The following is a 26,543-nucleotide window of genomic DNA, read 5'->3' on the forward strand; positions in this document are numbered from 1 at the left end:
TTAGCCCTCCAAAATCAACTCAAATAAACTTTTTATATCTTCGTCACTAATTCCACAACGTCTGCCTTTTTGGATAGCCTGTTCCAAATCAGCTTCCAGTTCTTTTTTCTGTTCTTCCAAAAGAAACTCTGTATTTGTTGCCGCTACATATGTCCCTTTGCCATGTACCGTTACAGTAAAACCCTCACTTTCCAAATTATCGTATGCTTTTTTTACGGTTAAAGCACTAATTTTTAATTCTTTGGATAGAGTACGAACTGACGGAAGATTATCATTTTCCTTTAGTTCTCCGTTGCGTATAAGCATTTTAATCTGGTCTACAATCTGCTCATAAATGGGAACCATTAAGGAAGTATTGATTATAATTTTCATTTCTATATCTTTCCTCCTTTATCCTGATAACAGTATATAACAGTTTGTAACTGTTTTCAAGTGTTATATAGTGTTTACTTCATTTTTTTAGTAAAAGAAAAACGTATCTGCTAAAAATTGTAAACATGTAAATATGGGTAGCCAGTTAAATTATTGGCTGGAAAAAATACCACGTTCAAATCGTACAATAAGTTTTAAAAAAATAATTACCGCCCACTCCACCAGAACCTTTTCTATCTTTCCGTTCCTGGCGTAGGGGCGGTAATCATTTTTTTATTAATTCCTATTTCCTACTGAGGGAGATTTGCTATTGCATAATCAGCCTCCTCTTGTGTAAATTTTTCTCCATACTCTGATATAAGCTGATCTTTTATTGCTTCAAGTGACATACTCATTGTTTCCTGATATTCTTTTGCTTTTTCTAATGCATTTTTCTTATAATCTGCCTGCAAATTATCTACCGCATACTGAGCAGCTTCTGCGCTGAATTTTTCTCCATATTCAGAAGTTAATTGATCATAAATTCCTTGTTTTGACATGTGCATTGTATCACTGTATTGTTCCGCTTTTTTCAAAGCATTTTTGAATTCTGTAGAAACTTCCGGTTCTGCAGTTTGATCTTTCGTTTCTTCTTTGGTTTCTTCCTTCGTTTCGTTTACTTTATCATTATCGCTTTTGTCCTTATTATCGGAAACCTTTGGCTCTTGTGTAGTTGTGCTGCCTTTTCCACCACCCATTGCAGCACCAATAACTCCAAGAACAACAACTGCAATGATGATCCATTTCAATTTTCCCCCTTGTTTCTTTTTACAATTTGGACATACCTTTGCGTCCTTCAGAATATCTGTTTTACAATGTTTACATTTCTTTGTTTCGTTTTCCATTTCCTTTTCCTCTCTTTCGTTTTTTTATATTATACTTTACCCCCCCCCCTAAAAATCAAGCAGATTTATTATAGAACGTAAAAGACACCCTTTCGGATGTCTTAAACCTGCCTGTTTTTTAGTTCCACTGCTTCAGCTCGAACATTGTGTCTGATTTTGCTTCTCTGGCATTCCTTATTCCTCGGTAAACAACGACTCTCCATTTGTCCGGATCACATCCTGGTACCAGTAAAAACTGTCCTTTTTATAGCGGTTCAATGTACCACCTTCCTCTTCTTCCCTGTCTACATAGACAAATCCATATCGTTTCTGATATCCGTTCAGCCAGCTCAAAAGATCTGTGAAAGACCATGTACAGTATGCAAGTACACGACATCCCTCTTCCACTGCCTCCCCCAAAGCTTTTAAATGTTCCTGCAGATAGCAGATTCTGTATTCGTCATGGATCTGATCATCTTCTGTCTTCTTGTCAAAAGCTCCAAGCCCGTTTTCAGAGATAATGATCGGCAGTGCATACCGGCTTGTGATCTCCCTGCAGCAGAACCGAAGACCTGACGGGTCAATACTCCAATCCCAGTCTGTGGTCAACAAGTAGGGGTTTGCAGGATTTTTATAAATTCCCTGCATACCCACTTCTTGTGCGGAACCTTTGACACCGCTTGTGTTCATTGTTCCGTATGGAGTCACTCCATCCATTGGATTGTATTCACACACACAGCTTTGATAATAATTTACTCCCATAAATGTGATCTCAGATGCTGCTTTTCTAAGGATCTCCTCGTCTCCCGGAGCCATCTTTGGTGCGATTCCTTTTTTCTGTAAATAGGTCATTGCTGCGATCGGATAACGTCCATATGCGTAGACATCCATCCACCAGTAATTTTTCAGATCATCGTAATTTGCCTTTGCCATTGCATTGATCGGTTTACAGTCCAATGCATAGGAAGGGGTGTAGGCAAAACTTGCACCGATCTGTCCGGTTCCTCCCATTTCTCTGTATGCAAGCACTGCTTTTGCATGCGCCATAAATGCATGGTGGTTCACCTGGTAGAACATTTTCTGATCATCGAATTTTCCAGGCGGATGTTGCGCTGTGAGCCATCCCAGGGAAGTAAAAATATTCTGCTCATTTAATGTGATCCAGTATTTGACCTTATTTCCAAATCTGGAAAACAGTGTTTTTGCATAATTTACATAATCATCAATGATCTGGGGACTTTCCCATCCCTGGTAAGCATCCACAAGAGCCTGCGGCAGATCCCAGTGATAAATAGTCACCATTGGCTCAATATTGTATTTCAGGCACTCATCAATGATATTTTCGTAAAATGCAATCCCTTCTTCATTCACTGTTCCTGTTCCTTCCGGATAGATCCTTGCCCAGGAAATGGAAAAACGGTATGTTTTCAGACCCATTTCTGCCATCAGTGTAATATCTTCTTTATATCTGTGATAATGATCTACAGCCACATCTCCTGTGGTTGCCATGTATGTTTTTCCCGGAATGCGCACAAAGGTATCCCAGTTTGTCACTCCTTTGCCGCCTTCATTCCATCCTCCTTCGATCTGGTATGCTGCGGAAGCACTTCCCCAGAGAAAATCTCCCGGAAATCCTTTTGCTTTCATCTGTTCCATGATGTTTCCTCCTTTATTTGATAATCAGAATCTCTTCCAGTTCTTTTACTTCTCCTTCTGCATTTGCAGAGACATCCGCAAACTTATCCGTATTGGAAATAATAATCGGTGTTGTGATATCATATCCTGCTTTTACAATCTCATCTTTGTCAAATTCCAGAATCACTTCCCCTTTTTTCACCACATCTCCTGACGCTTTTTTCGGATGGAAATAGTTTCCTTCCAGTTCCACAGTGTCCATGCCAATATGGATCAAAAGTTCCACTCCATCCTCACTGACAAGTCCGGCTGCATGTCCGGTTTCAAACATGACCTGGATTTTCCCGTCAAACGGAGCAACCACCTCGCCTTTTTCCGGCACGATCGCTGTCCCTTTTCCAAGAATACCCTGGGAAAATGTTGCATCTTTTACTTTCTCTAACGGAATCACTTTTCCCTGCATCGGACTTAGCACATGAATTTCCTGCCCTTTCAGAATCGGTTTTACATTCAATGTTTCCGGTGTCTCCTCTGTTGTTTCTTCCAATTCATCATCTTCATCCACAATATCTTTAAATCCAATGATCATGGTTGCGATAAATGTGACAACTACAGTCAGAAGAATCGTAAGTGCTGCGATCAGCAGACTGACTGCACGGTCTTCCTCCACATACTGCACGATCGTCACAATTGCAGGCGTGGCTATTCCAAAGCATTTCATCTGGAAAAATCCTCCGAATAATCCACCCACAGCAGCACCGATACAAGCGCCTAACATCGGACGTTTCAATCTGAGTGTGACACCATACAAGGCTGGCTCCGTGATCCCTGCAAACAATGCGGAAAATGCAGAAGAACCGGCAACCTGTTTAAAGTCTTTATTTTTACTCTTGATGGATACTGCAAGTGACGCTGCCCCCTGTGCCATATTGGAGCAAAGTTCTCCGATACAGATAAAGTTTTCATATCCGGTTGTCGCGATCATTCCAAGTTTGATCGGTGTAAATGCATGGTGCATACCCGCCATAACTACAAACGGATAAATACCTGCCACAATTCCGATTGCAATGAATCCTAACTGGTCATGAACAAAATATACAATATCTGACAGTACATTTCCAAAGATCGCTCCAAGAGGTCCCAGTACGATCAGCGCGATCGGAGCCTCGATCAGAACAACTAACATTGGCTTTAAAAAGTTCTTTGTCACAACCGGAGTAATCTTGTCCACCAGTTTCTCTACATATTTCAAAGACCATACAGCAAGGATGATCGGAATCACAGAATAAGAATAGGTTGCATAGGTAACCGGTATAAATCCAAGGAATTTTACTACTTTCCCTGCCTCATTTGCTGCGTCCATCATGGAAATAAAATTCGGATGCAGCATGATCAGTGCGATACTCGCCGCATAGTACATATTGGTTCCAAATTTTTTAGATGCGGAAATCGCGATCAATACAGGCATAAAGAAAAATGCGCCGTCTCCCATCACACTCAGCAGATTGTAAGTGTATCCTTCTGTGTCCAACACTCCGATCATCGGAAGGAGCGTCAGCAGCACTTTGATCATAGCAGCGCCGATGATCGCGGGAATTACCGGAGCCATGACCCCGGAAATGGTATCCATCAGCGCAGATAAAATATTTTTCTTTTCTTTTTTCTCTGGTGCCTTTTTAGGAACTTCATTGGAAAAATGGCCCAGCTTATTTAACTCTGCAAACACATTTCCAACATCGTTTCCTATGATAATCTGATACTGGCCTGCTTTTTTCATAATTCCCATAACACCTTTTGTCTTTTTTACAGCCTCATCGTCCACAATGGACTCATCTTTCAACGTAAATCTCAGCCTTGTCATACAATGCACCAAGCTGACCACATTTTCTTTCCCCCCTACACGCTGCAGGATTTTTTTTGCTACACTCTCGTAATCCATGTTTTCACCTCTTCTGATTGATATAATATATAAAATTTCCCGGAATTTTCCGGCAAACACAAAGACCTGACTACAAAAGCCGCATGTTCCCGGGATATGCGGTTTCTGTAATCAGGTCTTGCTTAACTTAATAATTACAAACCTGTGAACTACTCAACTTGTTCATCCAATATTCTTTTGATATGAATCAGCAAATACAATTCTTCATCTATGCTCAATCGATATCCATGCTGTTTTTCAATAAACTGCGCAACTTTTTCCACACCCGTATATGCCCGGCAATTCTGCACCACCATAACGCGGTAGATTTCTTCCATACTGTCCTGATACACTTCTCCGTCCATCACTCTCGCGGAAAAAAATTTTAAATGTGTCAGGAATCTCTGATAAGATACGGAATCTTCATGAAAGTCAATCTTAAAATGCATCTTTACGATTTTGACGATCGCATTGATCAGCTCTGTAATCTTCTGTACATCCGATACTTCGCTTGTCTCAAATTCTGAAGAGACAATGTGCATGGCAATAAACGCAGCCTCGTCATCTCCGAGATTGATCCCTGTTTTTTTCTCGATCCATCCGATTGCCTTCTGCCCAAGTGCATATTCCTGTGGATAAAATTTTTTGATCTCATGACGCATCATATTTTTCAAACTGATTCCATTCTGAAATCTTTCCACTGCGGAATTGATGTGGTCTGTCAAAGTCACATAAAGAGTATCCTTGATTTTCAGATTCTGCTCTCTGGCACATGTCACCACTTTTCCTGCAATCTCCAGATATTTTTCTGATATTTCTTTGACCACTTCCTGAAGGCGGTGATTATCCTCCTCATTTTTCAGGAAGTAAATCTTCTCCACAAGGGATTTATCCAGCTCTTCTCCTTTTTTCTTTTTAAAACCGATTCCAGCTCCTGTAATAATGATCTCCCGATCTTGCTGATCCGTGGACACCACTGCATTTGTATTTAACACCCTGATAATTTTCACTGGTTTCATCCCCCTTGTAAGTGGTACACTGCGAAGTATTTCCCGCAAAATAAAAAACTGCCTACAATACTATCCATTCAGTATTATAAACAGTCTTGCTTACCCTCACGTAATAACAAACTTAATTTACACGTATATAGTAACAGCTTGACAGGTGTTTGTCTACTGAAAATTTCATTTTCATCAAATATGATAATTTTATTCTGCATTTTTTATGCAAAACAGACGACATAAAAGCTTTCATGAAAACACATTCTCCGGAGGAATTTAGTATAACTCCACCTCCTATTCTCAATTTGGACATAAAATCTAATAACCTAGGGGTTAAAACCAGGAACGGCAAGTATCATCTCACCGTCCCTGAAAAGGTATTTATAATCTATTTTTGAAAAAATCTATGCTTAGAGTAATCAATCTTACATTGCCTGTCTGATTGTTAAGAGATTTCTTAAATGTTTTTCCTTTTATTTCCTTTAATCACATACAATTTTTTTCAATCTCTCCCACTAATATCCCTACCAAAAACTCTGTTTTTTCAATCCATTTCCAAGATACTCACAGTTCAATCATTCCTGCTCACTCTACTCCGAAACCTCTTTTCTCTTTAAAAGGCACACAGTCTCCACATGGCACGAGAGGACAGGAAGTACGTCATTTGCCGGGCGGTTCGTCCGACTTGATCCACCGCTGTTTTTGCCCTCTTGATCGTAGGTGGGAACATATCTAAATACAATTCTCCTACCTACTTTAGCGTTTGACCTGAGTTCGTGTACGAACCCTATGCCGATCTTTAATCCGTACATTTTGTCTCAATTTATTATATAATTCTATATCATCTCTACTTCCATATGAAAAAGTGATTGCTAAAGCATAATCTTGTGGTGCTTCTTGTTCTGCATATTTAAATCGCTCTTTCCCTGTAACTAAAATATATATATATGGTTCATTTTCATCCCATAATAAGTCACTTCCTCCACGAGGACCTTTCCTCCATATACGCTGTTGCAATGTGCTTTTTGATAAATCTCGATACCCAGGTAAAAAAGCTGCTTTATTTTCATCCGGAAGATTTTCTAAATCTTCCTCCGAGTCTTCCCCAGATTCCTTTTTTGCTTTGTATAAAATCAAATCTCTTTCATCTATTTTTCTGAACACTTCAAACCACAAATTATTAGTAAGATAATCTTTTCTACTTAGACGAGTAATTGGATTATAAGCCAAACTGATTGCAATGCTTTTTTCTGCTTTAACTTTCAAAAATTCTTTTGGAACAGGAATTTTATATAAATGAAAAGATCTCAGCTCCAGTGAATCCTCTGCAAACAATGTCACATGGTTATCATCTGAATAAAGAAGACTATCATTTGCTTTTCCAAATCCAATTAATCTTAATCTCCGTTCCTGCTTAGGATTATTTTTACCTTTATGAAATACATCGGTTGATGCCTCAGCCCACGATAACATTTCATCAGTACATCTTGAAGAATTAACAAGGATTGCTCGAATCAAATTGGCAGATGGTTTTTCTTTTATTTGTTCCTGTAGAGCTCTTTCGATTCTAGCAGCAATATGAGTAACATGTGGTGCTGAGAAACTGGTCCCGCACCACCCCTTAAATATCTTATCATTACCGTTATGTAATGTAGGTTCTAGCAATTTTTGATCTGTTTTTAACCACCTTGTTTGGCCTCTCATAAATTGAGTAACTGCAAAATTCCCACCATAATCTACCAGTTCAGGTTTTATAGCCTTATTGACACCTTTACCAATTCGAGTAAATACAGACATGTAATCTTTCTTTCCAACAGAAATACGTCCACTTCTATTAGGAATTGCCTCAGGTTCATCAAAACGAGTTATTGCTCCCACTGTAACACTAAGAGCCGATGTTGCCGGATCTATTAAACGATGCTCCGGATAGAATAATTGATCTCTGCACTTTTCTAGCAATTCATCGCGTGAAGAAAATTCCACAATATTGGGATCTGCAACATTTCCTGCACTTACAATTATTACTATATCTAAATCGCGTGATAATTGATCCAACATTTCTGCCCACGCAAATTGTCGGCCGCCACAATATAAATGATCACTATCTCCCGCAGATAGATTAAAAACTCTACACCCATATTCTTTATAAAAATATTCAATAGCCTCCTTAATCGTTTGTTCCGGTCTCTTATCTATCGAAAAGACAGGGTTTCCATTGTCATTATGCATGATTTTCCCATTGCACAAACGTACTAATGGTTTAAATACTTTAGACTTCATTCCTACAGTGAAATCTCCATATGCCACTATCCCTGCAACACCAGTCCCATGTCCATTTAAATCTGCTGTGGTATTTTCAGTATGGTCAAAATCCTCTTCAGCTACTACAATATCACTCAGCAAAGGATTTCCCGTAAATATTCCAGAATCTAATATTGTTGCTAAAGGTGCGCTAGAATCCAGCTCATTTTGAATTATTGGTTCATAATCCCATTTATATAGTTCATATGGCTCAGTTACAACGTTACTATATGGTAACTCTACAGATGCAATAATATCTAAATCTAATAATGCATTTAATGTAAATTCATTAACAGATGCTCTCCCCAGCAGCAAACTGGGAATTTCAAATAAATCCCCCAATAGTTTGCTCCCTTGTGTCCCTAAAGCTTGTCGCAATTGTGCTTCTGTTTCCATAATCGTTGAGCGATCCCCATTGAACCAAACATCAATGTTAACAACAAACAAACCTTCTGGAAACAAAGATGGATTATCCATGTATTTTCTCAAGCGAGTTCCGATACGGTCTTGACGAGAAACGCTTCTAATTGTTTCTATACAATTAAATAAATCTCTCCTTTGTGCATAAGTCAAAGTTGAAGAATTTTCATCATCGTTTTCCCACAATTTTCTTTCGTAATTAAAAGCATTTAATGCATCTTTATTTTCAAACTGAATAACTAGCTTTGTGTTATTAGTATTTATGATATCAATTTCTTCTACTAAGTATAGATTAAATTTTCGCAACATGTTCTCGAGAATTGTTGGTGACATCGCATCACCAATAACCTCAAGAACCAATAAATTTTCAGATTTAATGCCCGCATTCATGCGGCTTTTCTTAATAGAATTTATTGCTTCGGACAATTCATTTTTCAACTGAACGCCATGAATTTTTCTGTCTCGTGAAGGTGGTTTCGGTGCATTCATATTAGCTGGAAATCTATACTGACGTATGGCATCTTCACGGCTTATTTCAATATGATTTAATTTCGCCATGCCCTTTTCTCCCCCTTATAATTAATACTGTGTCTTTCTCAATGAAACGATTTGCTCTTGTTTTTTTACCGCATATTCAATATCCTTTTTGGTGTATATTTTTCTTCCATCAAGAATACACATTTTCATTATGATTTGACAAACTTTTTCAACATCTGAATGAGAAAAAGCACCCAAATTGTTTACATATTGTTCAAAGACATGTTCTGGTCCTTTAAAACGCTTAAGATTTAAAGAAAACAATTTAATTTTTTCTTCATTTGATGGCATATCAAACTGAATTGTTTCATCAAACCTTCTCCATATCGCATAATCTAATGATTGTTCAAAATTAGTTGCAGCGATAATTAATGAACGGCCTTTATAATTATCTATTTGTTGTAAAAAAGCATTAACTACCCGTTTTATTTCGCCATGTTCTGCTGCATCATTACGACTATGACCTATAGCATCAAATTCATCAAAAAAGATAACCCAGCTATCATTTTTGGCGTAATCAAATACTTTTCTAATATTCCCGGCTGTTTCACCAAGATATGAAGAAATAAGCGCATCAAATCTCACATACAGCATAGGGATTCCAATTTCTCCAGCTATAGCATGGGCTGCTAAAGTTTTTCCACATCCTGGAGGACCATAAAAAAGAACTCTTCTTGTTGGAAATACTCCATTACTCATTAGAACATCCCAATTATTAAATTCTTTTATAATTTGATCTAACTGCATTGTTTTTTCATCAGTTATTATCAAATCAGAAAAATACTTTTCCGGATAAATAACTTCAACCAGCGGTATTTCTTTATCATTGTCCTTCGGTGTATTAGATGAAAAAGAAGACATTGAACGCTTAGGTTGATAATTTCCGTTAAGAATCATTCTTAAATCATCAGCTAAGATACCATGATTCTTTTTTCTCTCATCCTCAATAATTTCCGAAGCAACTTTATAAAAAGAGTCTTTATCCTCTTGCTTAAAGCTACTAAATAATTTCTTTAACAAATCGGCTCTAGCCATGATATTACTCCTTTCAAGTTTGCATTTGTTTTTTATATGATTGCACTACTAGAGCTTCTCTAGTTCAGAAATTAAATTTATATCTACATTTTGGTTTTTGCAGAATTCGAGTAACCTTACCTTTGCTAATTTACTAGGAACTGTATGACCGTTTTCCCACCTATTAATAGTAGAAAAACTTATATCTAATTCACGGGCAAATTGTTCTTGTGTCATTTTTAGCTGACTTCGTATCTTTTTAATTATCATACCAAATCCCATTTCAAGCACACCTCCACGCTTCAGATTATAGCAAATGCTATAGCATGTTTCAATATTTCTCAACACAATCTGAGTTTAAAAGTAAGTAAAGCTGACCTCTCTTTTCACTACCTCCCCGCGTCCACCTTCGCCCCAGATTTGAACTCCACCTCAAATCTTTCATCGTAAACCGTGACCTTTTCAATCAACCGCCGCACCAGCAGTTCATCATACTCCGTGACCTCGGTAGACTGCTGTTCCAGAAACTCCCGCATCTCCCTGATCCGTTGTTTCAGTCCTTCCCGCTCGGCGCTTTCCACCAGAGCGTTCTGCTTCAATTCCCGCAGCCTGTCAATCTCATCCGCAACGCTGTTATAATCCTTTTTCGAATTCGCCAGTTTCAGAAGTTCCTTCTGCAGGTCCAGCAGCTTGGTCTCAATCCCTTCCGATGAGGTTTCATCCTCCTGTCGGATCACTGCCTCCACGTTCTCCCGGAGAGTGGCCATCATGCTTTCTCTGTTACCCAGCGCAAGGTTGATCGCCTGCACCACCGCCGCCTGCAGATCCGCCTCTTGAATGGTTGGTGCATCACAGGCGGTTGGTCCATGTTCCACACGGGTACAGCACCGCCACACTGTGGAATGTTTTCCACGGTTATTCCATGCAATCCTCCGGTAAATTTCACCGCACTTGGAACAGTAAACAATGCTGGATAAGGCATACTTGCTGCTGTAAATCCTCTTTTTCCGGTTGGCTCCGCTATGGAGGTTCGCCCGCCGGATCATTTCCTCCTGCACCTGCATATAAAGGTCACGTGGAATGATGGGCTCATGGCTGTTTTCCACATAATACTGTGGGACAATCCCCTTGTTCTGCACCCTCTTTTTATTGAGGAAGTCAACAGTATAGGTCTTCTGCAAAAGGGCGTCTCCGATGTACTTTTCATTCTGCAGGATCTTCTTCAGTGTTTCCGGACGCCACTTCTTTTTCCCAGCCCCAGTAAGAATCCCGTCTGCTTCCAGGCCACGCCCGATCTGGAGCAGGCTTGCCCCTTCCAGGTACTCCCGGTAAATCCGCTTTACCACTTCCGCCTCTACAGGCTCTATGATCAGATTTCCTTCCTCATCCTTTGTGTAACCCAGAAAACGGCTGTGGTTGACCCGGACCTCTCCGTTCTGGAAGCGGTACTGCAATCCGAGTTTGATGTTCTGGCTCAAAGACTGGCTTTCCTGCTGTGCCAGGCTCGCCATAATGGTGAGCAGCACCTCACCTTTGGAATCCATGGTATTGATGTTCTCTTTTTCAAAGAAAACCGGGATGTTCTTCTCCTTCAGTTCCCGAATATATTTCAGGCAATCCAGCGTGTTTCTGGCAAACCGGCTGATGGACTTGGTAATGATCATGTCAATGTTCCCGTCCATGCAGTCCTGGATCATGCGGTTAAATTCCTCCCGCTTTTTCGTATTCGTTCCGGTGATCCCGTCATCGGCATAAATCCCTGCCAGCTCCCATTCTGGATTCTTCTGGATAAACTGCGTATAATGTGCCACCTGCACCTCATAGCTGGATGCCTGCTCTTCACTGTCCGTGGAGACCCGGCAATAAGCAGCGACTCTCAGCTTTGGCCGTTGCCCAACTGCAGCGGTATTTCCTACCCGCTTTCTGGCCGGGATCACAGTAATATTCCTACTCAGTTCCATCCATATCCACCTCGCTCTCAATCAAACTGTATGCATATGCCGCCTGTTCAAAGGGATCGTCAGAAACCTTTTTCACTGCAGGCATGGTAAAATTGGTAGGGAAGAGGATGTCCTTCTTTCCTTCCAGTTCCCATATCCGCCCCAATGCCTTTGCCCGGTCCATGCGTATTTCTTCTGCCTTATCGAAGGTTTCTTTGTCGATAATGGCAGGATAGTAATCATCTCCAAGATACTTCTTATTCCGGAGCATCCTGCCAGCACTTCCGTGGTACAGCTTTAATCCGACTTTCTCGGCGGCGGGCATAAGCGCCATGCCGGAAATATAGTTCTGAAAAAAATCCCGCACCGTGGCGGCCTGTTCTTCATCGATGACCGCCCGGCCATTTTCAATCCGGTATCCATACGGAATGTGTCTCATGGTTCCACCAGCCTTTCTTTCAAGGACAGTCCGCATTTCCATTCAAAAACCACTTCTTTTCTGGACAGTACGGTGATCCGCTCCACGAAGGAAAGGAAAATTTCATCATCGAATTCCGTCATCATGGTTCCTTTGGATGTAAACCGGAGCAACCGCTGCAATTCCTCTATTTTGACCATATCTCCATTGACAGAGCGCATCAGCCCATCCTTTTCCTGCCGCAGGGCTTCCGCTTCCGCTACAAGTTCATTACTTTCCTTATTAAAAAGAGCAGGCTCCAGATAGCCGCTTGCCATCAGGTTCGTCAGAACCTGTTTCTGCTCCCTGTTTTTCTCGATTGCCGTTTCCAGTTCTTCAATCTTTAGCAGCCGGGATTGATCATTCAGTCCCCGCAGGCTTTGCAAAAGAGGACGCAGCACCATCTGATGTCCAAAGACCAGCTTGTTCATCATGGTAACAAACGCCAGTTTCAAAGTATCATCCGTGATGTATTTCTGCGAACAACTTTCCTTATCTTTCAGATGATTGGCACAAGCCCAGGCCACATACTGGCCGCTGGGTTTATAATGCATCCGTCTCTTATATTTGCCGCCGCATTCTCCACAACAGATCCGGCCAGAAAAGCCGTACCGGTTCTGGTATCTCCCAGTGTCATGGCCATTTCCTTTTTCACGCCCCCGCTGTTTCAAAACCGCATTGGCCAGTTCAAACTCTTCCTTTCTGATGATTGCTTCATGGTGGTCCTGCATCAGGTACTGGTCAAGTTCTCCCCGGTTCTGATGGCGGTTAAAGCTGCTGTCCGTATAGGTCTTCTGGAACAGGACGTCACCCGTATATTTTTCATTCCCGATGATGGCGTTGACGGTACCCGGCGTCCAATGTCCGCCCTTCTTGGTAGCAACGCCCCGCTCATTCAGTTCCTCCGCAATCTCGTGGGTACTTTTCCCCGCAAGCGTGTCCGCAAAGATCTGTTTCACGATCTCCGCTTGCCCCGGTACGATCACCATCTCCCCGTCCACATTGTCATAACCATATGGGGGATAGGAAATGATGAAGGTTCCATTCTGAAAGCGCCGCTTGATACCCCACTTCTCATTTTCAGAAATGGACACCGACTCGCTTTCTGCCAGACTGCTTAAAATGGAAAGCATTAATTCACTCTCCATGGAGCCCGTGTTTAGATTTTCTTTTTCAAAATAGATGTAGATCTTTAAGTCCAGCAACTTCCGCACCAGTTCCAGACAGTCCGTGGTATTTCTGGCAAAACGGCTGATGGATTTGGTAATGACGAAGTCAATCGTTCCTCTCTCGCAGGCGGCAACCATCGCCAGCAACCCATCCCGCTTTTCTTTTTTCGTACCGGAAATGCCTTCGTCATAGTAAAGTCCGGCAAACTCCCACTCATCATTGGATTTGATGTAACTCTCATAGTGAGCCTTCTGCGCTGCCAGACTAACAAGCTGTTCATCTCTGGCTGTAGATACCCGGCAGTAGGCCGCCACTCTAAGTTTTCTCTTTTCGAGGGGCATATTTTCTTCAATTTTTGTGATCCGTTTCATCCTCTCACCTCTCTTTCGGTACGGACATATTCGCTCTGACACCTGCAAATAGCAAGTCATTTAGGGCATAATCCGAGCCAGATAGGGAGAGAATGATTGGCGGTTTTTCGCCGTAATTTTGTCTAATTCACCCTCAGAAATCAGCTCCGCCTCCCGCAGCTTTTCCAGCAGTTTTTGCGCCATGTAATAGTCAAATTCCCTTTGCAGCTCCTCATCTGTGAATAGTTTCCTCTCTGCTGTCTGATTCTGAAAACCAGCCGTCACCTTCGTTACCTGCATGGTATTCCTCCTATCCGAAGGATGCCTCCTTCAAAATACGGAGATTTCTACAGCGTTTTGAGGGGGTATTACAGACAAAAAAATAAAGCCCGCAGGCCATGCATCTATCGCACAGCCCACGGGCCTCCTGTTCTTTCCGTTTTATTTAAAGCCGTTTACAGTAATCCAGGGAAATCCAACCAGCGCCGCTCTTGAGTTTTCCCCAGCCATTAGTCGATCCGGTGCCGGATTTCACCTCGGTAATCGTGAACACACCCTTACCCGTAAATTTGCCTGTCTTACCATAGTTGGTTCCGGGGCCTTTCCGGATATTCAGATCTGTAATAGTCACCTGCACCCTGAAAGAGCCACCGGAACTACCAGAACCAGCCTGCTTTCCGGTATAAACCACCTTGCCACTCTCGTCAAATACAGAATAGCCAGCATTGGAGTCGGCGCATTTCTTTGCGTTATCCAGATTGTTGAAAGCCCCCTTCTGGCTCTTGGCATCCGGCCAGCTTTTGCGGACACGGTATAAAGCAGAAGTTGCTGATCCAGATGAAAAACCTCCCAGTGCTGCCGTTACCTTGGAGGCCAGATCCCCAAGCCGGGAATACAGCCAGTCCCCCGGACAGGATTTGTTGGCAAACCAGCGATGGACGGTGAGTACCATCTCATCAGACTTCGGCGAGTAATTCAGCGTCTTATTCTTATCCCCCAGCCAGAGAAGTTTCTTCTTCCCATTCCGTTTGCAGATATCCGTACACAGTTTCACGAGGGAATTGTAAACAGCGGTGGTCATTGCGTAGGGATGATTCAAATCGCTGGCGCACTCGATGGTGACAGCCCTCTGGTCGTTGGCGCTGCTGGAAGAACACCAGGAGCGGTTCTTCTCCTCCACGCAAAGTGCGATCTTTCCGTCTTTCCCGATGCCATAGTTACAGCTGGCCTCTCTGGACGGGCTGGTAAAGCATCCGCAGATGCTCTCCGCCGTCAGCTGGCCAACCACACAGTGTGGCGTGATCCGGTCAATGGAATGCGTCCTCTGCCCGGAGTGGTTGGGGCTGAGTTTTGTGTAAGATACAAGGGAACTGTTTGTGTAAGCCATTATTCATTACCTTCCTTTCCGTTTTCTGCTCTGTCATGGAGCTGCTCTAATACCGTTTTGATCTTTTCCGGGATCGGCAGTCCCAGATGTCCTGCATTCTCCAGCAGGCTCACGCCTTCATTGGAGATGTAGAAAAAGATCACCGCTGTCCGTAAGACCGCCCCGGTTCCGATTACCTGCACATCGATGATATTTGCAATTCCGACAAGCAGGAAGATCAGCACTTTGCGGAAGATCCCTTTGAAGCCGACTGCGCTGGATAACTCCCGGTTGATGATGGCGCACATCACACCCGTGACGTAGTCGATCACCACGAAGGCGATCAGGGCATAAAGCAAGCCATCACAGCCGCCAAGGAAATACCCCAGCCAGCCGCCCACAGCGGAAAAAATGAGTTGGATGGTGTTCCAGAATTCTTTCATGGTGCGTTCCTCCTTTGAAATTTTGGTATGAAAAAAGCGGCTACCCCGAAGAGTAGTCGCTGATTTCCAGAAAATATAAAGTTATGCTGTCCGCTTCCACATATAGCAGACGATATAGGGCTGCAGGTTGGTGTGAGAGCCACCACCTCCCGTATTTGCGTTCTTTCCTTTTGGAGTCAGTGAGTGAGTATGCGCCCCAGCACTGCTGGTCGGGGAGGTAGCCTGCGCCCCAGAAGTTCCTGCACTATGCACTGTATAGCGGCTGCTGCCTGCACCTCCATCCGTATCACGGCCAATATTGTGCGTATGACCGCCTGCACTGTTGGTCGTGGTAGAACTTCCGGTAAACGTATGTGTATGGCTTGGCATCTGGCTGGCAGTCAGTGTGACGGCCGATGCTCCGCCTGTTTTCTCCACCGTATTAAAGTTGCTATCCGATGTGTTAATTCCTACCGGCACCCTGCCGCTGCCCCACGCCACCCAAGTGCCTCCAAAATAAGTAGCGGGATTGGTAGAAGTGACACTCATATAGATACTGCCTACCGGATACATCGTTTTGGCAAATTGTTGGATGTATTCTTTCAGGAGCATCCCATAGACTTTCACATCCCAGTTCTCGGCCACCTCAAAGGTGTTATCGGTTTCTGAAACTTTTCCAATCGCCACACCTTTGCCGCCATTTTTAAAGTCCATGACCACGGCAGCCGTGGAGACGATCTCCTGTACGGAAATGGTGGAAAACGCATCCTCCAGCGTGTACCGCACATCATAGGAGGTCTCCGTAGAAATCTGCCCCCGGCCATAGGTAAAAGCTGTATTGGAGGTAAAGGTCACCCCGGCGTCCGTCCACTGCTCCGCAGCCACCTGCTTGTACTGGACAGAAGTTTTGAGAGTATTCTTCCCGCCACAAGTGGAATAGCCAAAGGACACCAGCGCGTGGATGTATGTCCCGTCATCATCCAGCGCCCCGTTGCTTAAGCACCGCTGGGACAGGGAGGAATTGAAATATGGCGGGGAATAGGCGGTCACCGTGATCGAAACGGAAGCCTCCGCCGATACCCGGCCTCTGGAATCCGTTACGGTGGCCTTAAAGGTAATCGTCCCAGAATTATTGAGGAAACCTGTCGTCAGCGTGGACGCGGAACCACTGTACCCGCCGCCCGTAATGGAGTAGGACTTGATGGTGGAGCCATAACTTCCAGCCGCCCCGTTGATCGTCAGCTTTACCTTGGACTTTGTCTGCACATAAATTCCCCACGTACTTGGCACTTCTCCATCAATCCGGGAAGCAGTCAGGCTGGAAATAGTCGGTTTCACACTGGCAGGAATACTTAAAGTCAGCGTACAGGTTTTGGAACCAATATTCGTATTTCCGTTATAGGTCGTACAAGTGATTGTGCAGGTACCGCTGATCGCATTTGGGATCTGACTGGCCAGCGAAAGAGCTGGCGTCCATGATACAGAAGATGCCGTTGTCTTGGTTGCAATTGTCCCGTTGGTATTTCCAAAGGAATACGTCAGCGTATGCGTAAAAGCGGAAGAAGCACGGTTGATCGAAATCGTACCGGCAGACCCCATCGTCATATTTGCAGCAGATACGCTGGAGGCACGGGGGATGCTATCCAGCGTAATGTTGGCGCTGGCTGTGATTGTTCCATAGTACGTCCCACTTAAGGTTGCCCGGATCTGGAACACTGCTGAAATCGCTAAGGACTTACTGCCATCGCTGGCATGATTGACCGTCCTTGATACCGTTCCCAGCAAATGTGTTCCCGTGGTACTAATCGCTGGGGAGGAAAAAGTCTGAGCCGATCCGTCAATGGTGCAGGTATTGTCGCTTCGCCCACTGATATTCAGACTCCAGTCATTCACCAGATACAGCTTACAGGTAACCGTAGACGTATTGGCAGAGACATTCTTGCTCTGCGACCAGTCCACCCGCAGCTTATAATGGCCGTCCCGGATGGAACCGGAAAAACTGCCGCTGGATGCCATCGTTCTCACCCCTTCCGTTTCTCAGCATCTTAGACGGGACCTCTCCATTTGATTGAAAGGTTCCCATTGGTTCTCGGTATAAAATCAAACCACCCCCGGCTTTCATTGCCGAGGGATAGCTTGTTGCGGATCTCCGCATTGGTAATCACAAGGCTCTGGTTGGAGATATAGGCAATCTTCTGCCCATTCTCTTTAAAGGCCAGTTCCTCGTTGGATAGTTCTGCTGTGAAGGCGTTCCCGACTTTTCCCAGTTCAATCAAAGCACCTTTAAACCGGATATATTCCTCCAAAAGCAACTGGTTCGTAGAGACATTTTCCTTGATTTCGTCCGTAATCGTAGTGAAATCCATCCGGATTTCTGTGCTGCTCTGAGTAATGCTGGTTTCAAAATCCTTCTGGATCGTCTCCATTTCTGAGCGGGAAATGAATTCCTCCCGGACGGACATATTGATCTGTTCCGAGGTTTTCGTGATCTCGGAGTAGCATTCCCGGATGTTTTCCTCCAAGGAGGCAAGGTCATCCTCATAACCGGAGAAATTCTGGAAGGTTGCCTGACAGCTGGTGATAAGCGCCATGCGATCACCTCCGGTCAGTTGGATACATCACACTGCAGCGTCAGGATACTGTCAATATCCGCTGCGGAAAGGTAAATCACCTTCCCGGCCTTATCAAATTCTGCCGCATGACCATCCTTGTCCTGCGCATACCATGTGTAGGTCAGCGACTGTTTCTCTGTGGCAGCCGCCCAAGCCGAGCCGGAATACTTCATCAGAGTAACCGTCTGCGCAGAATGATCCACCTGATACCAGAAGTCACCTTCCTCTGGATTGGACGGAGCCGTCTCCGAGATACTGCCAAGCAGCGGATCGACTTCTTTCTGGTTGGTACGGACGATCACATAAGGCACCACACCGCCGAGATTATTCTTGACCGTAAAGCCACCGATGGAAAGCATCTCCGATACATAAGGGTCGGATTTATCTTCCACCGTGATCACATCCTCATAGGTATTGCCCTTATAGGTCATCGTACAGCGGTAGGACTGGATGTTCACGATATCCGCCCCTGATACCGACAGGGTGGAGGACGTTTCTCCTGTGATATTCTCCCACTCACCACCTGTGTATTTCGCCCACTGATAGGTAGCTCCTGTCGTAATCTCAGAAGCGCCGTCATAACCAACCGCTGCCAACGCAAGGCTACCGGACTGGTTAATGACAACAGTACCTTCCGGTGCATACACAGAGAATACGATTGCATTGGCACCGCTGGCTCCGTTGCTGCCCTTGTTGGATTTTGTCCATGCAAACTTCTTTACCACGGAGGCTCCTGAAATCGTAAAGGTCAGGTCAATCGTGCCATTTAAGACCGTTGCCCCGCCAAGAGTCGCATTAGCGGCAAAGGTCAGTACCACTGATCCGGCTCTGGAAGCGGTCGCTGCTGTATTGCTCTTCACTGTCACGCCAGAAGGCAAAGTTCCCACCGTACAGATGCAGGCGACCTGCGAAATTCCCACATACCCCGTAAATGGGATTGTGATATCCGTAGCTGCCGCTACCAGCCCTCCGGAAGTACAAGCGATATTCTGCGCCTCATTCCCAAGGATGACAGAAAGGCCGCCCGTTCCGGCTGCCCCCGGTTCACCTTGAGAGCCGTCATAGATCTTCGTGAGGGAAGTCGTATCATAAACATCCGGGTCATCGGTCGCCAGCTTGATCTGAGCCACCCCATTAAAAAAGACAGCATGATCTGGTTTCACTACCAAAGTGCCGCCGGAGATGCTGGCATTGTCCGATGTGGTGGGATAATCCTTCCATTCCCCGGTGCTGTCTTTATACTGCCATGCCGTGATCGTCACTCCCTGCACCTGTGCCGTCAGGGTAGCCTGCTTGGCCCCGACCAGAGAAGAATTGGCGTCATACTTAAATACATAAGTATCTGCAGCAAGATAGGCCAGCTTTGCGTTCTGTGCATTACGGATCAGCGTATAGGTGATGTCGGCGGAGATATTGACGGTGTTCTTTGTCTCTGAGTCGTAATAGCTGATATAGCAAAGGTAGGTAAGCATACCAGATGTAGCCGCTGACAGTTTATTGGCATTGACCGTCAGGACGCCTTTGGAAACGCTCTCCCCGGAGGTCAGCGCCGCCTCCGCTCCGTTTCCCTCTTTCCGTTTCCACGAGATTGTAAGCCCCGATGCATCCAGCGCCAGATTGGTCTGATCAAGAAATACCACCGGGGTAAGGGTCAGGGGTGTGCTGGCCCAGTCCGGCGCATAGGTATGGGGCAACACGTTCGGATTTTCAATCTGCGACTTGGGCAGATTGGAGGTAATATAGGCCGACAGTTTCCTCTGGTCTGTGATATCCACAAAGGTCTGCTGGCTGGAAGTCAAAATTGCCATATTCGTCTCCTCCTGTTTAAATCGTGATTTCACAATAAAATGATGCGTTGTCAGTCACATCTTCCGTGGTGACTGTGATGGATTTCATGCCCGTATGGGAACTGTCCCAGTCGGCATCGAGGTCCTCCCGACCGGAATTCCGGTGCCAGACAAAGCTGCTGGCCGGAAGGGTATCCGTGATCTCCTTGTCCCACGAATACACCCGGCAGCGAAGGATGCTTTTCTGCCCCTTATCCCGGAAGATGTTCACCCCATCCACCACCAGCTCTGTCCGGTACATCTTCTGGGCATTGATCTGATCGACTTTTCCCGTAATCACCTCGATCTTGGAGGTCTGCCCTAACAGTTCATCTTCAATAGAAGTGATATTCTGGTCTTGCTTCGCAGACTCCGAAGTCAGACGGACACCTGCAGCCCCTATCGTGATGGTGTTGCCGGAGGGATTCAGATAATCCCTTGTACGGCTAAGACACAGATATGTCCCGTCAATCCCGTGCGGTTTGGAAATGCAGTGCACATACATCCTTGCCCGGATATCCCCGATATCTGCACCCGTATCGGACTCATCCACGATGGTCAGTTCCATGCTGGTGACACCTTTCACAAGTTCCGAGAGTCTGGCATTTGCTTTCCGCAGCAGGTTCCCTGCCAGCGTCACATCCTCCCAGATCTCGGTCGTCCAGATCCATCCGATTTCTTCGACCGCTTCCTCATCGTACACATAGTTCTTGCCATCGTTCACCGCCGTAATATCCAGCCGGGTGTCCGTCTCGGTTTCGTTGCCATCCTCTTCGGTCTCCGTAATTTTCGCTCCCAGCGGAATCAGAGCCGTCACCCGCTCCGTGTGGTCACGGGTAATCTTCACATCCGTCAGGTTCTTACCAAACTCCACGGTCTGCAGCGACCGGTCGGGAAAGTCCTCCAGATAATCCAGAAATTTTCCCATATCGGTATAACGCACCTGCAGATACCCGCCATGCGTTTTGATCAGCTTGTCCTGCATGGCATCCATCGTCACGGAGTAGTCGGAATTGCTGTAGCTGATATAATCGTTGTTATCTGTAACCGTCACTGTACCGAGAGTGAACTGCTTCTTTTCCTCCACTGCTGCATTATGCACGGAGAGGAACTGCTCCAGCAGTCCACGGAGTGGCCCCTGATAGGAAAATGGAGGCTGCATGGTGTCCTTCAGATACGCAAGGCAGGACTCGCATGTCCATGTGTGCGTATTATAAAAATCTGTCCCATCATCCAAGGCCCGCCCCTCAAATACCGTAAGAGCATCCTTCTTGCAGACAATGGTCGAAGACATCGGCTGGATCGCAGAGAGATAGGGATGGTTGAACGGGGCAGAGAGGGTCAGGCTGTCAATATTCTCCGCATCCTCCTGCACTTTTGCCTCCGTGATGGAAAGCTGGGACAGATGGGGATGGTAAAACAGCTGCCCATCCACAAACACTCGAAACAAACTCATAGGCGTCCCTCCCGGTACCGGAAGGTGGTCGTGCCTTCTCCCGTAATGCTGACCGAATTTTGCCCTTCCTGCAGTTCCAGTTCCGGGAATGTCCACGTCCCGGCGCTGACGGATTTGCGGAATACATCTTCACCGATACTCCAACTGAGCGCCGTCTCCGCTGTCGTGACTACCGTGGGTACGACAGGCATATAGTCATTGTTTAGGATCGCCGTGCCGCCACCAGTGATAGTGACCACTGTTTCTTCCGTGTGATAACGGTAAGAGTCTCCATCCGAGCAGGACAGCACCATCTGGCCTTTCCCGGTAAGGGGATCATATGCCGGTTCCAGTTCCAAGGTACCCAAAGCATACAGATCCAGCTCCTCGCTTAAGATCACCTGACACAGCTGTCCGGCGTAGAGATTGGCAAGGATATCCTTCATTTGATTAAATTTCTCCCGGCTCCCCAACATGGACAAGGTAATAGAAAAGCTCCGGGGCTGGTAGGATACCCGCCCAAGAGCCTCCGTAAAACGGATCGGAGCATTGCGCCCCGGTACCACAACCGTATTGGTCTGCGACTGCGGCATGGGAAAGTCAATCTCCTCCCGGATCCAGCCCATCGCAAACATCCACAAATCATTGATTTTCACGTCTGCCCTCATAGGCTCAGCCTCCTTTGCAGTTTCTGTGTTTTCCCAAGACCGCTGTCAATGGCAGGGAGCAAGTGTCCTACCAGCGTCCCGTCATCCAGATACAGTCCCTTGCAGCTATTTTCCGCAATGATCGCCAGATACTTCTCCATTGCGCTGGTATTCATTCTGCTGGACAAAATATTTTCCAGCTGATTATAAAATCCCTTCAGCGGAAGCACCGCCTCCCGGCCAGCCTCACCGCCCGCCATCATGCTGCTGCCGTTCATGCCAAAGATGGTCGGTTTCGTTAGGATACCGCCTTCCTTATACCAGTCAATCGACAGGTGAGGAACGCTCGGCGGGGCAAGGGAGAGCTTACCCGTAATCTTGAAATGGGGCAGCTTGATCTTCGGCAGTTCCAGCTTCATGCCGGAGAAGAAGCCGCTGATCTTGTCCACAATCCCTTTGATCGTATTCTTTGCCGCTTCAATCGGCTTCGTGATGGCGGTCTTAATTCCATTCCACACTGTGGTTGCAGTACTCTTGATTCCGTTGAATACGGAAGACACCGTACTCTTTACCGCATTGAATACGGAAGAAACCTTGCTCTTGATCCCGTCCACTACCGTGGAAATGACAGATTTAATGCCATTCCACACCGTAGAAGCCACCGACTTGATGGCATTAAAGACAGAGGTCACCGTATTTTTGATGGCATTGACCACCGCCGACACCTTGCTGCTGATGGCGTTCCAGATGGAACTGATCACGTTCTGGATAGCTCCCATAATGCTGGAGATCACACCGGAAATCGCAGACAGCACGGAACTGACGGTATTTTTAATTCCGTTCCAGACGGAAGTAACGATATCTTTGCAGTTCTCCCAGATAAACCGGAAAGGCAGCGTGATGATGTCCACGGCTCCTTGAATGATAGAGCCAATCAGCATCACTGCTGTCTGCACTACGTTACAGATGCCATTCCAAACATTCTGCAGGTGGGTCCAGAGGTTTGAAAACCACGTTTTCACACTTTCGATCATGGTGCCAATCCCGGTACAGATGGTATTCCACAAGTTTCCAAACCACTCCGTGATGGCACCCCAGTTCTGGATGATGGCGATAATCCCGGCAATAGCCGCCGCTACCGCCGCGATCACAGCAATGATCGGTAGGAGGGAGATATTCAACGCGCCTACGGAAACCGCCAAAGCCGCAATGACCGGAGTCAGTGCCGTGAAAGCTGCAAGCAGAACGCCAAGGATGATGATAAAGTTCTGCACCGGCCCCGGCAGCTGCTGGAACCAGTTGCTTACCGTCTGGATTACCGCAACCAGCGGAGGAAGGATTGTATTGGCGATCTCAGCCAGCTTCTCTCCCAGAGGAACAAGGGATTGCTGCAGCTTCCGGGTGTTGGATTCCATCTCCTGCATAGGCGTGGTCGTTGCATCGAACAGCCCCTGTGCAGAACCTTTCACACTGTCATAAGTACTTCCCACCGAAGTCAGGGAAGTGATGAATTTCAGGTTCCCATCCTCGGCCATCGTTCCAAAAGCAAGAGCTGCAAGGTTTAAGGCTTCCTGCTGGTTTGTACATCCGGCAATATCCGCCACGATGGAGTCAATCACCTGTTTCTGTGTAGCGCCGCCATTCTGCCAAGAGGTAAACAATTCCTGTGTCTTCGTGGAGAACATCCCGATGGACTCTCCAATAGTGCCATCCACCAGACGGGTGGTGACCTCATTGATGGCATCGTTGACCTTGTCCAGGTTGTAAGCGCCGTTCTTCAGTCCGTTATCCAGAAGCTGGAAATATTCAGAAGCAGAATATCCCGCCTGCGCAAATTTACCAGCATACTCAGAAAGATTATCGCCCAGCTCATTGGTCTTATCCAGCCCGTTCTGGGTACCCACCACGATGTAGTCCATCGCCTCCTGGGCAGTCAGGCCATACTGCTGCATAAGGGAATTGACGCCCCGGAGGGTTTCATTCATGTCAATGCCGTACAGTTCCTCCAGCGTAATCGCCTGCTGAGTAAGGTTGGTCAGATCGGTCTCGCTCAAATCCCCAAGGTTCTTCTTTACCATCAGAACCGCATTTGCCACGGCATCCATGCTTTCCCCGACCCCGGAGGAGTACACGTTTTTAATCACATTAGCGGACTGTTCCGCTGCCTGTCCCGTCTCTCCAAAGTAAGCGTTCACCTTGGTCACGGCGTTCTCGGTATCGGTATAGGCATCCAGCGCCTTATCCCCGATCTCCTGGATCTTATCGCCCACAGCAGACAGCTGATCTGCCGCCTGCATCAGCGCAGCGCCTTTCGTGTTCTCCGCAATCTGGCCCACATCATCCGCTGTATTTTCCGCAGCGTCCCCAGCCTCGTTCAGCTGCTGGATCAGGTTTTGGATCGCCTGCCCGTCATCCACGGTATCCAGAGCGTCTGTCAACTGGCGGATATCGGCTTTGCCGCCTGTGGCAGACTTCCCGATCTTCTCAAGGGCCGTCCGCAGCTGGTCGGAATTGGCCGTCCCGTTTTTTATGGCAGAAGTCAGCCGGGTGCCAAGGACATCTGCATAATCATCCACCTCTGTCCCCGTAGCGGCAAACAGCTTTTCCAGCCGTGCGGTATTCTGGGAAAGGGCGTCCTGCTCTGTCTGCAAATCGGAAAGGTCAGCCTTATATTTGTTCAGCTTCCCACGTGTTTCCTCGATTTCCCGCTGGAACGCCTGATATTTATCTACCCCGATATCCCCACGGGCAAAGGCTGCGGTCACCTGTTCCTGTGCAGCTTCCAGAGCCGACAGCTTTTCTTCCGTCTGGCTGACTGCCTGGGCCAGCAGTTCCTGCTTCTGTGCCACCAGCACCGTATTAGAAGGATCGAGTTTTAACAGACGGTTCACATCATTTAAGGCAGACTGTGTTTTCGTGATAGAAGAATTGACGTTCTTTAGTGCTTTATCAAGACCAGTGGTATCGCCGCCGATTTCCACGGTGATACCCTTAATCCGGTTCGCCACAACCCTCACCTCCTTAAAAATGGGAATGAAAAAAGCACGGATGTCCTCCGAGCATGAAAAAAGCACCGATTATTTCTAACCGATACTATCCATATAAATCAATGCATCTTAAAACTTGTCGAAGTCCTCCTGAGTGGCAAGTCTTTTATATTTTACGCCGTCATTGGATTTTTCCGTCCACATATCCAGAACCAGCCCAATCGTGAGCAGATCCAGATCCCGGATGGAAATCCCCAGTTCCACGCTCCGCAGAAGGAACAGCGGCGTGGTCATTTCCCGCTCACTTCTGCCAATCTTTTTTTTGACGTCACATCCGTCACAAGATTCTCACCCCACAGTTCCAAAATCTGTGGCAGCACCTCATAAATGGAGAACATATCAAACTGATCCAGCCAGTCCTCAATCTTTGCCGGAATGCTGTTATCGGCATGATAGGCCATCACATAGGCCACGTTCTCAAAAATCTCCAGATCCTCAATCTGCAATTCCTCACCATTTTCCGTCTTACCCTTATAGGATTTTTCCAGCTTGGACAGATCCTTGAAAATATCCCGTTTGAACTTTGCCCGGTACAGACGGGGGATCGTGGCAGAGGAACGGAAGGGCACCTTTTTCCCGCTGATTTCTATCTCACGCTTAATCATACGCTTTCATCCTCTCCACTTATTTCTTCTGGTTCTTCTTCAGTTGGTGTGTACACTGCTTTATACCAATTTGTATAAGTACCGGAGTCTGTCGTGTCACCAGTACGCGCCTTGACCAGCCCATCGGAACGGGGATCGGCGGTAATGGACAGTGTCTCTGTACCCGGTTCAATCGTATCTTCCTTCGTTTCCGACTCGATAGACGGGCGGGAGGCAGAACAGTTATATAGCACATGGCGGATAGCGTTCACATCCCCGTCAAATTCAAAAAGCAGGGCAAATTTCACACTCTCGCCGACTCCACTGTTTTCGACCAGCACCCCTTTTGCATCCAGCTTCTCCTGAAGGATCTCCGTGCGGAACCACTCCGGGATCAGGGCAATCTCCAAATCGCCGCTGTAACCGTTATTGGTCACACTACGGAAGTAAACAATACCATCCGCATAGAATGGGCTGGTTTCACCCTCTGCATCCAAGCTGATACTCACTGCGCCGGGGATTGCCTTCGGCTCCGCATACGAAAAGGTGGTCGTGCCATCGGAATCCGTCTCGGTCAGCTTTGCAGCGTGGACATTTTTCAAGTTATACTTGACCTTGTTTCCCAT

The 26,543-nt window shown here is 46.0% G+C and carries 23 protein-coding genes; all 23 read right to left on the reverse strand.

Annotation, left to right across the window (positions count from 1 at the left end):
- Positions 1-372: a GntR family transcriptional regulator gene (locus B5F18_RS05910; RefSeq protein WP_087156746.1), complete on the reverse strand. Its 372-nt coding sequence runs from the start codon at positions 370-372 to the stop codon at positions 1-3.
- 290 nt (positions 373-662) lie between these two features.
- A complete protein-coding gene (locus B5F18_RS05915) occupies positions 663-1,256 on the reverse strand; it encodes an Ltp family lipoprotein (protein ID WP_087156747.1) in 594 nt (197 codons plus the stop codon).
- Positions 1,257-1,430: 174 nt separating this feature from the next.
- Positions 1,431-2,891: a glycoside hydrolase family 1 protein gene (locus B5F18_RS05920; protein WP_087156748.1), complete on the reverse strand. Its 1,461-nt coding sequence runs from the start codon at positions 2,889-2,891 to the stop codon at positions 1,431-1,433.
- Between the two features lie 13 nt (positions 2,892-2,904).
- Positions 2,905-4,809 carry a beta-glucoside-specific PTS transporter subunit IIABC gene (locus B5F18_RS05925; protein ID WP_087156749.1) on the reverse strand — a complete coding sequence of 635 codons (1,905 nt, stop codon included), beginning with the start codon at positions 4,807-4,809 and terminating at the stop codon, positions 2,905-2,907.
- 149 nt (positions 4,810-4,958) lie between these two features.
- The gene (licT, locus tag B5F18_RS05930) at positions 4,959-5,807 is read right to left on the reverse strand and encodes a BglG family transcription antiterminator LicT (protein ID WP_087156750.1); all 849 of its coding nucleotides are present in this window, start codon (positions 5,805-5,807) and stop codon (positions 4,959-4,961) included.
- Positions 5,808-6,545: 738 nt separating this feature from the next.
- Positions 6,546-9,068 (reverse strand): S8 family peptidase, encoded by a 2,523-nt coding sequence (locus tag B5F18_RS05935; RefSeq protein WP_087156751.1) that lies wholly within the window; start codon positions 9,066-9,068, stop codon positions 6,546-6,548.
- 21 nt (positions 9,069-9,089) lie between these two features.
- Complete coding sequence (locus tag B5F18_RS05940; protein WP_087156752.1) at positions 9,090-10,082, reverse strand: AAA family ATPase; 993 nt, start codon at positions 10,080-10,082, stop codon at positions 9,090-9,092.
- 48 nt (positions 10,083-10,130) lie between these two features.
- Positions 10,131-10,343: a helix-turn-helix domain-containing protein gene (locus B5F18_RS05945; RefSeq protein ID WP_087156753.1), complete on the reverse strand. Its 213-nt coding sequence runs from the start codon at positions 10,341-10,343 to the stop codon at positions 10,131-10,133.
- A gap of 107 nt (positions 10,344-10,450) precedes the next feature.
- The gene (locus B5F18_RS05950; RefSeq protein WP_087156754.1) at positions 10,451-12,022 is read right to left on the reverse strand and encodes a recombinase family protein; all 1,572 of its coding nucleotides are present in this window, start codon (positions 12,020-12,022) and stop codon (positions 10,451-10,453) included.
- Entirely contained in the window at positions 12,009-12,482 is a 474-nt protein-coding gene (locus B5F18_RS05955) for a recombinase (RefSeq protein WP_442911367.1), read from the reverse strand. The genes B5F18_RS05950 and B5F18_RS05955 overlap by 14 nt, the downstream gene beginning before the upstream one ends.
- Positions 12,437-13,999: a recombinase family protein gene (locus B5F18_RS05960; RefSeq protein ID WP_087156756.1), complete on the reverse strand. Its 1,563-nt coding sequence runs from the start codon at positions 13,997-13,999 to the stop codon at positions 12,437-12,439. The genes B5F18_RS05955 and B5F18_RS05960 overlap by 46 nt, the downstream gene beginning before the upstream one ends.
- A 60-nt stretch (positions 14,000-14,059) precedes the next feature.
- Entirely contained in the window at positions 14,060-14,278 is a 219-nt protein-coding gene (locus tag B5F18_RS05965) for an SHOCT domain-containing protein (RefSeq protein WP_087156757.1), read from the reverse strand.
- A gap of 145 nt (positions 14,279-14,423) precedes the next feature.
- On the reverse strand, positions 14,424-15,365 hold the full coding sequence (locus tag B5F18_RS05970) for an N-acetylmuramoyl-L-alanine amidase (RefSeq protein WP_087156758.1): 942 nt from the start codon (positions 15,363-15,365) through the stop codon (positions 14,424-14,426).
- Positions 15,365-15,787, reverse strand: a complete 423-nt coding sequence (locus tag B5F18_RS05975; protein ID WP_087156759.1) for a phage holin family protein — start codon at positions 15,785-15,787, stop codon at positions 15,365-15,367. The genes B5F18_RS05970 and B5F18_RS05975 overlap by 1 nt, the downstream gene beginning before the upstream one ends.
- An 81-nt stretch (positions 15,788-15,868) precedes the next feature.
- A complete protein-coding gene (locus tag B5F18_RS05980; RefSeq protein ID WP_087156760.1) occupies positions 15,869-17,782 on the reverse strand; it encodes a DUF859 family phage minor structural protein in 1,914 nt (637 codons plus the stop codon).
- Between the two features lie 29 nt (positions 17,783-17,811).
- Positions 17,812-18,357 (reverse strand): hypothetical protein, encoded by a 546-nt coding sequence (locus B5F18_RS05985; protein WP_022335484.1) that lies wholly within the window; start codon positions 18,355-18,357, stop codon positions 17,812-17,814.
- Positions 18,358-18,371: 14 nt separating this feature from the next.
- Entirely contained in the window at positions 18,372-20,186 is a 1,815-nt protein-coding gene (locus tag B5F18_RS05990; protein ID WP_087156761.1) for a hypothetical protein, read from the reverse strand.
- 16 nt (positions 20,187-20,202) lie between these two features.
- Positions 20,203-21,660 carry a phage tail protein gene (locus tag B5F18_RS05995; RefSeq protein WP_087156762.1) on the reverse strand — a complete coding sequence of 486 codons (1,458 nt, stop codon included), beginning with the start codon at positions 21,658-21,660 and terminating at the stop codon, positions 20,203-20,205.
- Positions 21,657-22,307, reverse strand: coding sequence for a hypothetical protein (locus B5F18_RS06000; RefSeq protein WP_087156763.1), 651 nt, complete (start codon positions 22,305-22,307; stop codon positions 21,657-21,659). Before B5F18_RS06000 ends, B5F18_RS05995 begins: the two co-directional genes overlap by 4 nt.
- Positions 22,304-25,294 (reverse strand): phage tail tape measure protein, encoded by a 2,991-nt coding sequence (locus tag B5F18_RS06005; protein WP_087156764.1) that lies wholly within the window; start codon positions 25,292-25,294, stop codon positions 22,304-22,306. The genes B5F18_RS06000 and B5F18_RS06005 overlap by 4 nt, the downstream gene beginning before the upstream one ends.
- 108 nt (positions 25,295-25,402) lie before the next feature.
- Positions 25,403-25,567, reverse strand: a complete 165-nt coding sequence (locus B5F18_RS12590; protein ID WP_171027895.1) for a hypothetical protein — start codon at positions 25,565-25,567, stop codon at positions 25,403-25,405.
- A complete protein-coding gene (locus B5F18_RS06010; RefSeq protein WP_004605764.1) occupies positions 25,564-25,938 on the reverse strand; it encodes a hypothetical protein in 375 nt (124 codons plus the stop codon). The genes B5F18_RS12590 and B5F18_RS06010 overlap by 4 nt, the downstream gene beginning before the upstream one ends.
- A complete protein-coding gene (locus B5F18_RS06015; RefSeq protein ID WP_087156765.1) occupies positions 25,935-26,543 on the reverse strand; it encodes a major tail protein in 609 nt (202 codons plus the stop codon). The genes B5F18_RS06010 and B5F18_RS06015 overlap by 4 nt, the downstream gene beginning before the upstream one ends.

The sequence above is a fragment of the Lachnoclostridium sp. An181 genome (assembly GCF_002160325.1).
Lineage (GTDB): Bacteria > Bacillota > Clostridia > Lachnospirales > Lachnospiraceae > An181.

Bases quoted from the DNA above. Each gene is read 5' to 3' on its own strand.
- B5F18_RS05910 (WP_087156746.1), bottom strand. From the start codon at position 372: ATGAAAATTATAATCAATACTTCCTTAATGGTTCCCATTTATGAGCAG.
- B5F18_RS05915 (WP_087156747.1), bottom strand. From the start codon at position 1,256: ATGGAAAACGAAACAAAGAAATGTAAACATTGTAAAACAGATATTCTG.
- B5F18_RS05920 (WP_087156748.1), bottom strand. From the start codon at position 2,891: ATGGAACAGATGAAAGCAAAAGGATTTCCGGGAGATTTTCTCTGGGGA.
- B5F18_RS05925 (WP_087156749.1), bottom strand. From the start codon at position 4,809: ATGGATTACGAGAGTGTAGCAAAAAAAATCCTGCAGCGTGTAGGGGGG.
- licT (WP_087156750.1), bottom strand. From the start codon at position 5,807: ATGAAACCAGTGAAAATTATCAGGGTGTTAAATACAAATGCAGTGGTG.
- B5F18_RS05935 (WP_087156751.1), bottom strand. From the start codon at position 9,068: ATGGCGAAATTAAATCATATTGAAATAAGCCGTGAAGATGCCATACGT.
- B5F18_RS05940 (WP_087156752.1), bottom strand. From the start codon at position 10,082: ATGGCTAGAGCCGATTTGTTAAAGAAATTATTTAGTAGCTTTAAGCAA.
- B5F18_RS05945 (WP_087156753.1), bottom strand. From the start codon at position 10,343: ATGGGATTTGGTATGATAATTAAAAAGATACGAAGTCAGCTAAAAATG.
- B5F18_RS05950 (WP_087156754.1), bottom strand. From the start codon at position 12,022: ATGGAACTGAGTAGGAATATTACTGTGATCCCGGCCAGAAAGCGGGTA.
- B5F18_RS05955 (WP_442911367.1), bottom strand. From the start codon at position 12,482: ATGGAAATGCGGACTGTCCTTGAAAGAAAGGCTGGTGGAACCATGAGA.
- B5F18_RS05960 (WP_087156756.1), bottom strand. From the start codon at position 13,999: ATGAAACGGATCACAAAAATTGAAGAAAATATGCCCCTCGAAAAGAGA.
- B5F18_RS05965 (WP_087156757.1), bottom strand. From the start codon at position 14,278: ATGCAGGTAACGAAGGTGACGGCTGGTTTTCAGAATCAGACAGCAGAG.
- B5F18_RS05970 (WP_087156758.1), bottom strand. From the start codon at position 15,365: ATGGCTTACACAAACAGTTCCCTTGTATCTTACACAAAACTCAGCCCC.
- B5F18_RS05975 (WP_087156759.1), bottom strand. From the start codon at position 15,787: ATGAAAGAATTCTGGAACACCATCCAACTCATTTTTTCCGCTGTGGGC.
- B5F18_RS05980 (WP_087156760.1), bottom strand. From the start codon at position 17,782: ATGGCATCCAGCGGCAGTTTTTCCGGTTCCATCCGGGACGGCCATTAT.
- B5F18_RS05985 (WP_022335484.1), bottom strand. From the start codon at position 18,357: ATGGCGCTTATCACCAGCTGTCAGGCAACCTTCCAGAATTTCTCCGGT.
- B5F18_RS05990 (WP_087156761.1), bottom strand. From the start codon at position 20,186: ATGGCAATTTTGACTTCCAGCCAGCAGACCTTTGTGGATATCACAGAC.
- B5F18_RS05995 (WP_087156762.1), bottom strand. From the start codon at position 21,660: ATGAGTTTGTTTCGAGTGTTTGTGGATGGGCAGCTGTTTTACCATCCC.
- B5F18_RS06000 (WP_087156763.1), bottom strand. From the start codon at position 22,307: ATGAGGGCAGACGTGAAAATCAATGATTTGTGGATGTTTGCGATGGGC.
- B5F18_RS12590 (WP_171027895.1), bottom strand. From the start codon at position 25,567: ATGACCACGCCGCTGTTCCTTCTGCGGAGCGTGGAACTGGGGATTTCC.
- B5F18_RS06010 (WP_004605764.1), bottom strand. From the start codon at position 25,938: ATGATTAAGCGTGAGATAGAAATCAGCGGGAAAAAGGTGCCCTTCCGT.
- B5F18_RS06015 (WP_087156765.1), bottom strand. From the start codon at position 26,543: ATGGGAAACAAGGTCAAGTATAACTTGAAAAATGTCCACGCTGCAAAG.